Genomic DNA, 9,115 nt, shown 5'->3' on the forward strand with positions numbered 1-9,115 from the left:
AATATTCAAAAAAACGCTTTAAAAACCACACATAAGATTTAATTGTTCTGGTACTGTAACCTTTTAATTTTAATTCCTGAAGCACTTTTTTCTCTTCCATTTCTAACCTAAATTGAAAAGAAATATCAAAAATGATAACCTGTCAAGTTTTAAATACTGAATTGCAATAAGTAAATAAGTTCAACTAAATATTCTTTTCAATCTCCTTTTTTGCAAGTGTATCACATTCCTCATTCTCAGGATGTCCATTATGCCCTTTTACCCAATTCCAATTTACAATATGACGAGTGCATAATTCATCCAATCGCTTCCATAATTCCTGATTTTTTACTGGTTCTTTTTTGCTGCTCTTCCAATCTTTCTTTTTCCAGTCCTCAATCCATTCAGTCATTCCCATAACTACATATCGGGAATCAGAAAAAATATCAATTTCGCATTTTTCTTTTATCTGCTCCAATGCTTTTATAACTGCGGTTAGCTCCATAATATTATTTGTTGATTTAGGAGAAAAGCCAGAAATAACCTTCTTATGTTCTTTATATTTCAAAATTGCAGCCCATCCGCCTGGACCTGGATTACCTTTGCAGGAGCCATCGGAAAATATCTGAACTTTTTTTAACATTTTTTTCATAGTTACTCCTATGATTTATTTCGCCACGAATCACCAATCCAATTGGGGACACGAACTCGCATGAACTTTTTATTTTAATATTTAACTTAGTTCGAGATAGTTAGTGTTAGTTTGTGGCTTATATCATCTTCATCCTAAAAATTTCTTTACAATCTATTTGGGAAGTAACTATTTTAGTGTCAAGTTATATTAGGAATGGCTTAAAGGATTAATTCGTATGTGGAGTGCTGAAACGAGTTCTCCAGATTTATCGGGAGAATGAACTTTCAGCATAGAAGTAAATTTTTATGCAATTAATTCATTGATAAATCTAAAAATGGGAAAGTCATAGTAAAGCAATATTTATGGAAAAAACAAAGATAAAAAAAAGAATTGAACTATTAACAAAAGAGATAGAATTTCATAATAAGAAATACTATGTTGAGAATCGTCCTGTTATCTCAGATTATGAATTTGACCAATTGATGCGTGAACTTCAGGAGTTGGAAAATAAGTATCCAGAATTTGCTTTACCTGACTCCCCTACCCAACGAGTTGGCTCTGACATTACAAACGAATTTGAATCAATTCCGCACATTGTGCCAATGCAAAGTTTGAGTAATGCTTACTCTTTTTCGGAGCTAAAAGATTTTTTACTTCGTGTAGAAAAAGGGCTTGGAATATCATCATTAGAATATGTTGTAGAGCAAAAGATAGATGGGGTCAGTATCAACCTGCTTTATGAAAATGGTGTTTTGATTCACGCTTTAACGCGAGGAGATGGAACTGTCGGTGAAAACATTACTAAAAACGCGAAAACTATTAGAGACATTCCTTTAAGTATAGGGTACAGGAAACGGATTGAGATTCGTGGCGAAATTTATCTTGCAAGAGATGAATTTAATAAACTTAACGAGCAAAGGCAAAAGGCTGGGAATGAACCTTTCGCAAATCCACGAAATGCTGCTGCTGGCTCTATTAAACTCAAGTATTCCAAGGATACTGCAAAGCGACATCTGAATGCAATTTTTTACGGAATGGGATTTACTGCGGAAAACGAGTTTTCCACCCAATACGAATTTCTTCAATTTCTGAAGAATCATGGTTTTCCCACAAACCAAAATATTAAAAAATGCGGGTCTTTAAAAGAGATAAAATTGTTTTGTAATGAATGGGAACCAAAGCGTTTTGACCTACCATTTGACATTGACGGTATGGTAATCAAAGTTGATTTGATTGATTATCAGGAAAAACTTGGAGGCACGGCAAAAAGCCCAAGATGGGCTATTGCGTATAAATTCAAAGCAGAGGAAGTAATTACAAAATTAAATAGAATTGAATTTCAGGTTGGACGAACAGGAGCAATAACTCCAGTTGCAAAATTGACACCTGTTAGAATTTCTGGTTCTACTGTTTCAAACGCAACATTACATAATGAAGACGAGGTTAAGCGTTTGCAACTCAAGATTGGAGACTATGTTAAAGTAGTAAAATCAGGAGAGATAATTCCAAAAATCATTGAAGTTGTATTTGGAAAAAGGGATGGAACAGAAAAGGATTTTCAGATGATAAAGGAGTGCCCAGTCTGCCATACCAAATTGGCGCGAAAGCAGGATGAGGCAATTTGGCGATGCCCGAATGTGTCCTGTCCAGCACAAATCAAACGCAATTTAGAACACTTCGCTTCCCGAAATGCAATGGATATTGAAGGTCTTGGTACATCAGTTATTGCAACTTTGGTTGACAAAAACTTTGTGAAGAATTTTGCTGATTTATACAAATTTGATTATACTAAACTGAAATCGTTGGAAGGTTTTGAGGAAAAATCAGTTCAAAATTTAAGAAATGCAATTGAGAAAAGCAAATCAATCCCGTTTCCCAAAGTGCTGTATGCTATAGGCATTCGCTATGTTGGGGTAAAGACCGCCAGAATTCTCGCAGAAAATTTCGGTTCAATTGAGAATTTAAGAAAAGCCACTGTTGAAGAATTGTCAGAAGTTCCAGAGATTGGAGAAAAAATTGCTTTAAGTATAGTTGAATACTTTCAAAATGAGAAAAATTCTGAACTTATAAATGAACTCCGAAATATTGGCTTACAATTTCAAATTAAGAAAGAAGAGAAAAAAGAAAAGAAACTGGACGGCTTGAAATTTGTTCTTACTGGCACATTACCAAATTATTCTCGCAATGAGATGAAAGAACTTATTATTTCAAATGGCGGTGAAGTGCTTTCTGCTATTAGCAAAAATGTTGATTATCTTGTTCTTGGAGAAAATCCGGGTTCCAAACTGGAGAAGGCAAAAAAGATTGAAAGTATTAAAATTATATCAGAAGCAGAAGTTATTGAGATGATGAAGAATTGACTAATTTCAAAAAGTAGTTATATCTCTGAAACTTGAAATTGAAAATTATGAAAAATTAATTATAAAAATTTATACAAAAAAAATTATTCTTGGTGCTTTTGTGTCTTTGTGGCAAAAAAGTCAAAATTATGAAAATCTTATCTAAATATATTCTGAAAGAGCATACAGGACCATTTTTCCTTTCCGTAGCTGTGATAACTTCCGTTATGCTGTTAGATAGGATTTTAGACTTACTAAACCTGATTATCACAAAAAGATTGCCTCTTTCAACAGTGATAAAACTCTTTGGTCTCAGCCTTCCATTTATGCTCGCATTATCTATTCCAATGGCAGTTTTGGTCGGCACTATTATGGCATTTGGCAGACTATCTTCTGATAATGAAATTACTGCATTTAAGGCAAGTGGAATAAATATCTATCGGATGATGGCTCCTGTCGTCTTTGTAGCAATTCTACTTTCTTTTTTTATGATACATTTTAATAACAATATTTTACCTGATAGTAATTTCGCTTTAAAAAATCTACTTGTAAAAATTCACTCTCGGAGGCCCACATCAGAATTAAAACCAGGACTCTTTACTAAATTAAAAAACTATAATTTCTATTACCATAGCAAGGATAAAGAAAGCGAACTCTTTAATGAGATTGTAATTTATGACAGACAACCAGGAGATTTCCCGCGCATCATTACGGCAAAAAACGGAAATGTAAAACTTTCAAATGGAGGGAATTCATTATCAGCAACATTATATAATGGGGAGATTCATGAAATTGACAATAAAGCTCCTGAAAAGTATTCATCAATTGTTTTCAAAAAATATCGTATTGATATACCTGATTTAGGACTTAAAGTAAATCCGGCAAGATATGCACATCGTGGGGACAGAGAGATGAGTTCTAAAGATATGAAAGCAAAAATTGAAAATCTTGAAAACACTCGGCAGTCTAAAATTAATGAATTAAATAAATATAAAGAAAAGTTGATAGAATTACAAAGCAAGATTTCAGATAAAGAAAAGATAAAAAGAGAAATAAAAAAGCTAAAGAACCTTATTGAAATCCGTCTGCATCGCATCAGAAGTTTAAGTGCAGAAATCAGCAGGTATGCAGTGGAAATCCATAAGAAATATTCCATTGCTTTTGCTTGCCTTGTATTTATTCTTATTGGTGCACCAATAGGAATGATGACAAGGACAAATACAATTGGAAGAGGATTTGCAATTAGTTCGTTCGTATTTCTTGTATATTATATTTCACTTTATGCAGGAGAAGAATTAGCAGATAGAATGATTATTTCTCCATTTATCGCAATGTGGATTTCTAATATTGTATTTACAGGCATTGGAGTCTATTTAGTAATCTATTCAGTTCGCGAAAGACGAATTATCCATCTTGAAAAGATAACAAAAATTTTTAAGAGCAGGAAAGTACCGAAATGAGTAGACGGGAGTGCTGAAACGAAGAGCGATGCGATGAACTTTCAGCCCCGAAATCGGGACGAAAAGTTCATCCCGATAAATCGGGATTCGTTTTCGCACTCCAAAGGATTAAAATGTTTATTTCCGTGTGTTGTCATGGACCATTCCACGACAAACAAACGTGCTCTGAACAGAGACAACTTGTTTAAAATTTAATCGGTTAAATAGAAAAATGAAAATCCTAGATAAATATATCTTAAAAAGTTTTGCAAGATTATATCTCATTGTCTTCTCTTCATTCCTCGTAGTTTTCATAATAATTGAATTCTTTGAAAAGTTTGATAACTTTTTAGGTAAAAATGCCCAAACATTTGATATAGTATTATATTTTATTTGCAGAATCCCATATATCATAGTTTTGACTTCACCTGTAGCTATTATCTTAGCAGGGCTATTCTTAATGCAATATCTTAATAAACATAACGAAACGGTTGCAATTAGAAGTGCTGGTATAAGCATTATTCGTATGTCTATACCAATATTTGTATTTGGATTTTTGATTAGTATTATAATTATGATTTTCGGAGATACATTGCTCCCTTATGCAGAAGAGAATCGTGATTATATCAAAAATGTAAAAATCTATAAACGGCCAAAAGAAGATATCAGAATGCGCTCAAATATTCAATATAAAGATGATGAAGGCAGACTTTATTATATAGGTTTTCTGGATGGATATAGAAGTAAAATTAAACATATTGATATTTCAGAATTTAATGATAACAATGAAATTGTCAGTAAAATCACTTCTGAATATGCTTTATGGAAAGATAATCCAAACGATTCCGAGCGAAATTTAGTATTTCATAATGGTTATATAAGAAAATTTACAAAAGGGAAACTAACTGATTGTAACCATTTTATCAGCAAGATAATTCCATACATAAAAATTCAGCCCTACGACCTTGTGAAAAGCAGTAAAGACCCAATGGAGATGAACTTTTTTGATTTGCGAGAATATATCACTCGTCTACAAAGAATAGGCGAAAAGCATCAAAAGGAATTAGTGGAATTAAATATTAAAATTGCCTTCCCTTTTGTGAATTTAATAATCTTATTTTTCTGCATTCCAATTTCCACAATATCAACTCGTGGAAAATCTCGTGGTATTGGGTTTGTGATTGGAATTGCTGTCTGCTTCCTTTATCTTTACTCTGTAAGACTGGGACAGAGTCTAGGCTACAATGAGATAATATCGCCATTATTGGCAGCCTGGCTTGCTAATATTCTTTTTGGCACAATTGGTGTTGTAGGTATTCTGCGAGCCGGGAAGTAATTTTTATACTTATTAGAAAAGACAAGAAATGCAAAATCTAATTCAGCTGCTTATCGGTAGTTTTGTGCTAAGTGCAATACATGTTTCTATTCCTAACCATTGGCTTCCATTGGTTGCAATAAGCAAAACTGAGAATTGGGCTCGTGGTGAAACGCTGGGAGCTGCATCTATTACTGCTTTTGCGCATACCGCCAGCACTATTTTAGTTGGAGTTATGATTTGCTTAATTGGCTTTAAACTTTCTTCTACAAGAGTCAATGTCTAAAATAGGTAGAGTGCTTCTGTATTTAATCCTAATTTATTACCCTTTGAAGGCGAAACAGGGAGAAGTGCTCATTATTATATTAACCACTTAAAAAGAGAAAAATTTCGCACTAAAATTGTGGAACAAAACCCCAGTGAAATAATCCCGATATATCGGGACACTGGGTAAAGGAGAAAAGATGAAAAAGACTATATTAACAATAGTTCTGGGCCTATTTATCGCCTCTGGAGTTAAGGCACAAACAACATTTGAGCGCACTTATGGCGGCACTGACGAGGATTATGGCTCTTCAGTCCAACAGACCTATGATGGTGGATATATCATTGCAGGATGGACAGAGTCGTTAACTGGCGGTAACGATGTTTATCTGATAAAGACAGATGAGGATGGCGATACCGTCTGGACAAAGACATATGGTGGCACGCGTACCGATGAAGGCTTTTCAGTTCAACAAACCTCTGATAGTGGGTACATCGTTGTGGGACACACATATTCGTTCGGTGCAGCTTATGAAGATGATGTCTGGCTTATAAAGACAGATTCAGATGGTGATACGCTCTGGACAAAGGCATACGGCGAAAGTAATCACTGTGATAGGGGCTATTCTGTTCAACAGACCAATGATAGGGGATATATAATAACGGGATATACAGAGTCTTACGGTCTAAATTATGCTCATGTCTGGCTCATTAAGACAGATTCGTTGGGAAATATATTATGGGATAAGACATTTGGCGGAGCCGACAACATCGGTTATGGTCGTTCTGTTCAGCAGACTAATGAAGGGGGATATATAATAACTGGATGGACAGATTCTTACGGTACGGGTGATAATGATGTGTGGCTCATAAAGACAGATTCGTCAGGAAATTTTTTATGGGATAAAAAATTTGGTAGAGGGTACCACGATTATGGTCGTTCTGTTCGGCAAACTAATGATGGGGGATATATTGTAACTGGAGAGACACGCCCTTACGGTGCAGATAATTCTGATGTATGGCTCATTAAGACATACGCAAATGGTGATACGGTCTGGACAAAGACATACGGCGGAAGTACTGCTGATAGGGGCTGGTCTGTTCGGCAGACTTTTGGTGGGGGATATATAATAACTGGATACACAACATCCGGCGCAGGCAGTGGTGATGTCTGGCTTATAAAGGCAGATTCATCAGGAAATAAATTATGGGATAAGACATTCGGCGGAAGTTCCTATGATTATGGTCGTTCTGTTCAGCAAACTAATGATGGTGGATATATCGTAACTGGAATAACAAGCTCTTACGGTGCAGGCAATGAGGATGTCTATCTTATCAAGACAGATGGTGATGGATTTGTGAATATAGATAATGAGCCTTTAGTGACTAATAATTATCTTTTTCTTCAGAACTATCCTAACCCGTTCAAGACTGAAACTACAATTCGTTTTTCATTAAAAGGACCATCTCACGTGGAACTTAAAATTTATAATATCAAAGGTCAATTAGTAAAGAAATTAGTTGATTGTCAGCAAATGAGTGGCAAACATTCCGTAGTCTGGGATGGCAGTGATGAGAATGGAAAAGCAGTTAGTAATGAAATATATCTGTATAGGTTGCATTCAAATGGTGCTAGTGAAACGCGTAAAATGTTACTGATTAAATGAACTATCTTACTAACCATTGATATTCAAAAAGGAAGATGGCTGAAGTTATCTTCCTTTTTTTATGATAAAAAATATACAAATTATTATTGACTTATATAAACAACAGTTAAAAATAAAGACAAAAAATGCAAAATCTAATTCAATTAATCATCGGCAGTTTTGTGGAGATGTAATCATGAAAAAAGAATATAAATAAGACCTGTATGGATATTTGTTAGAAAAGTATTATCATAAGAAACAGGAAAAATGCTATATTCGTAGAGATGACGGACAAATAGATGAAACTGATCTAAATTTATATTTTGAATTAAATACAGAAAGAGAGTTACTATTTAAACCAAATATATGTAAGCATATCAAAAGCCCAATACTTGATGTTGGATGTGGAGCAGGAAGGGTTGCTCAATATTTTCAGGATTTAGGATATAAAGTTGTTGGCATAGATATTAGCAAGGAAGCAATTTCAATTGCTAAAAATCTTGGCATGCAAGATGCAGTTCTTGGCTCCATCTGGGATTTTCAATCAGAACCTAAATTTGAAACGGTTTTATTGTATGGAAATAATATGGGTTTAGCAGAAAGAGTTGAAAATATTCCTAAATTTTTGGATAAATTATTCTCCTTGATGAACCCACAAGATGGTGGAAAAGTTATTTGTACCAGTCTAATCTTTTTCAATACTGATAGGAAAGTTCATTTAGACTATCATAAGTTTAAGAGAGAGAAAGGAGATTATCCTGGAAATCTTAAGTTGAGGTTTGAGACAGATAAATTCTACAATGATTGGTTTGAATACTGCTTTATTCCTCTTGAAGATATGAATCTGGTTCTTGCTGGGACACCTTATCGGATAATAGAGAAACATTTAGGTGATGTAAATTATATTGCTGTTATTGAGAAAAAACAAGAATAGATGAAACTTGTTAGGAATAAAACAAATTCTTTGACAAAGAATTTTCAAAAGATAGTTATACCAAATGTAGATTTTGGTTGAATGTCATCTGTTAATTTGTTAGTATCCTTACGGTTACATGGTTGCCACTTTGGAAATAAATTTCAGCCGTTGCAGTAAATTCTACTGCAAATGCAGTAAATATTACTGCAATATAATTATGTTTATTTTATTGAAAAAAAATTCAGAAAAACTAATCAAAAGAGATGGTTTTGGTGATGATGTGCTAAATCAAAAATGATTCATATCATTGGATCAGTTGATGAACTTAGAAAAATTAGAATATTCAGTTTTCAAACCTTCGTGTTTCTTCGCGTCCTTAGTGGCAAAAAAACTCGTATAAATCCGTGTTAATCCGTGGCAAAAAACATGAAATTTATCGGCGATTTTCATATCCATTCGCATTATTCGCTGATGGTTCATTAAACAGAATATTTTTTGTAATTAAAAATGGGGGTGCTGTTATTTTTGACTATTCACCTTTTAACTTTATTACCCAGAGATCATAACATCCTGCACCTTTTGA

Annotated in this window: 7 protein-coding genes; 6 read left to right on the forward strand and 1 reads right to left on the reverse strand. The window is 34.0% G+C overall.

Going from position 1 to position 9,115, the window contains the following annotated elements:
* Positions 1-184: 184 nt before the first annotated feature.
* Positions 185-631 (reverse strand): ribonuclease HI, encoded by a 447-nt coding sequence (gene rnhA / locus U9R23_04845; protein MEA3475749.1) that lies wholly within the window; start codon positions 629-631, stop codon positions 185-187.
* Between the two features lie 344 nt (positions 632-975).
* Here rnhA and ligA point away from each other — a divergent pair, with 344 nt between their 5' ends.
* From ligA to U9R23_04875, 6 genes are all read left to right on the forward strand, one after another.
* Positions 976-2,973, forward strand: a complete 1,998-nt coding sequence (gene ligA / locus U9R23_04850; protein MEA3475750.1) for an NAD-dependent DNA ligase LigA — start codon at positions 976-978, stop codon at positions 2,971-2,973.
* 128 nt (positions 2,974-3,101) lie between these two features.
* Positions 3,102-4,412 (forward strand): LptF/LptG family permease, encoded by a 1,311-nt coding sequence (locus U9R23_04855; GenBank protein ID MEA3475751.1) that lies wholly within the window; start codon positions 3,102-3,104, stop codon positions 4,410-4,412.
* A gap of 211 nt (positions 4,413-4,623) precedes the next feature.
* Positions 4,624-5,727 (forward strand): LptF/LptG family permease, encoded by a 1,104-nt coding sequence (locus U9R23_04860; GenBank protein MEA3475752.1) that lies wholly within the window; start codon positions 4,624-4,626, stop codon positions 5,725-5,727.
* Between the two features lie 28 nt (positions 5,728-5,755).
* The gene (locus tag U9R23_04865; protein ID MEA3475753.1) at positions 5,756-5,992 is read left to right on the forward strand and encodes a hypothetical protein; all 237 of its coding nucleotides are present in this window, start codon (positions 5,756-5,758) and stop codon (positions 5,990-5,992) included.
* 178 nt (positions 5,993-6,170) lie between these two features.
* Positions 6,171-7,637 (forward strand): FlgD immunoglobulin-like domain containing protein, encoded by a 1,467-nt coding sequence (locus U9R23_04870; protein MEA3475754.1) that lies wholly within the window; start codon positions 6,171-6,173, stop codon positions 7,635-7,637.
* A gap of 211 nt (positions 7,638-7,848) precedes the next feature.
* Complete coding sequence (locus U9R23_04875; protein MEA3475755.1) at positions 7,849-8,550, forward strand: methyltransferase domain-containing protein; 702 nt, start codon at positions 7,849-7,851, stop codon at positions 8,548-8,550.
* Positions 8,551-9,115 lie beyond the last annotated feature (565 nt).

The organism is Candidatus Cloacimonadota bacterium, assembly GCA_034722995.1.
GTDB lineage: Bacteria > Cloacimonadota > Cloacimonadia > JGIOTU-2 > JGIOTU-2 > JAGMCF01.